The organism is Streptomyces sp. NPDC001056 (assembly GCF_053598955.1).
In genome coordinates, this window is the sequence record NZ_JBSFLI010000113.1 from 1 (window position 1) to 1,264 (window position 1,264).

2 protein-coding genes are annotated in these 1,264 nt (G+C 56.2%); both read right to left on the reverse strand.

Annotated features, from left to right (window positions below; translation table 11 throughout):
* Positions 1-217: 217 nt before the first annotated feature.
* Positions 218-898, reverse strand: coding sequence for a M35 family metallo-endopeptidase (locus ACWDD7_RS37770; protein ID WP_105816744.1), 681 nt, complete (start codon positions 896-898; stop codon positions 218-220).
* On the reverse strand, positions 879-1,264 hold a 386-nt coding region (locus tag ACWDD7_RS37775; protein WP_450460722.1), incomplete at its 5' end, for a hypothetical protein. The genes ACWDD7_RS37770 and ACWDD7_RS37775, both read right to left, overlap by 20 nt.

Sequence of the window (1,264 nt, forward strand, 5' to 3'; positions counted from 1 at the left end):
GGCGATCGAAATTGCGTCGCGCTCATGCTCGTCGGCATATCCGTAGATCACGACGGGACCATTGTTGGCCGCACTGTTCCGAACGGTCACCAACAAGCTGGCGAGCGCAATCCGGTCAGCATTTGAAATGGCCACGACGCCGAGGTCGAGCCTACTTGCGTATTGCAAGGAAAAGCTGCAAGCAAACACGACGCTTGAAGCACAAAGCCCCACAAGGCTAATCGATGCCCAAGATATACCACGCAATATTGTCCGCATTCCTGATCGCCATTGTCGGGACCTCTTTGGCGAGCCGCCTGCTGAGAAATTGTCCATAGGTGTTCTTGTAGTCAATCGCTCCGAATGTATCCCGAAAATGCACACACTCGTGAACAATGGTCAGTTGCATCGAGGAAAACGTACCCGCACTCGTATCCGGAAGCTCACAGAACTTCGGGGAAATCGATATCGTGTGCGTGGCGGTATCGGGGCCGCAAACGTGCGCAACTTCGCCGTCTAGATTTTTGGTATTTGGCGTACAGCCGAGAGCCCGATCAAGGTCGGGATCGGAGCGAACGAAATTCCTTGCCGTCAATCCGTTCATGACTGTGATCAACGCCACCAATCCGTTCGTCAGCGCACCGCGAGTGGGCTCGTCGGCGACCCCGAACCACTCTCTGACTCTCGCCCGCGCAGGCTCTCTCCAGACATGGAGTTCGTCGACTCTCTGCGTGATTATTTTTACGGCATCGTCGCGCAACGTCAGGACTTTCTTCCGAAATTCCGCGTCCGTCATGTTTTTGCAGATTGGCGGCCCGTCGACTGCCAATAAAAGCTCGATCTTCGAACCATGCGTCGTATTCGTCATGGCTGAGTCATGCACGGTCACGTATTCGTAGTCATCGTGCGGCATGGCCATGCTCCACTATTTCAATTCTCAGTTTCTCCGCGTAGCGCGTTGCTACGCGCTGTGTGAGCCCGGCACTATCAGTCATACCGCTGAAGACACGTCCGGAACTGGTATGTATTCGATACGGCACACCGACCAAAGGCTGCCCCGTTTTCTCGTTTTTCAATACATACTGCTCGTCGCATTCCGCACCACCGACGGGCAGGTGAGAATGTTCGTCTCCCAGCCCTTTCCGCTCGGTGGACCCGTCCCCGACCCGCATCTTCATGCCCCGTTCGGCATAGAACACAGGCGGCGGACTGCACCCACATGCATTGATATCCCCGCTCAGCGCCCATCCTTGGCCATTCGGTGCCCTGCCGGGCAAGCGCGGGC

Coding starts and splice junctions, on each gene's coding strand:
- ACWDD7_RS37770 (WP_105816744.1), bottom strand. CDS start 898: ATGGCCATGCCGCACGATGACTACGAATACGTGACCGTGCATGACTCA.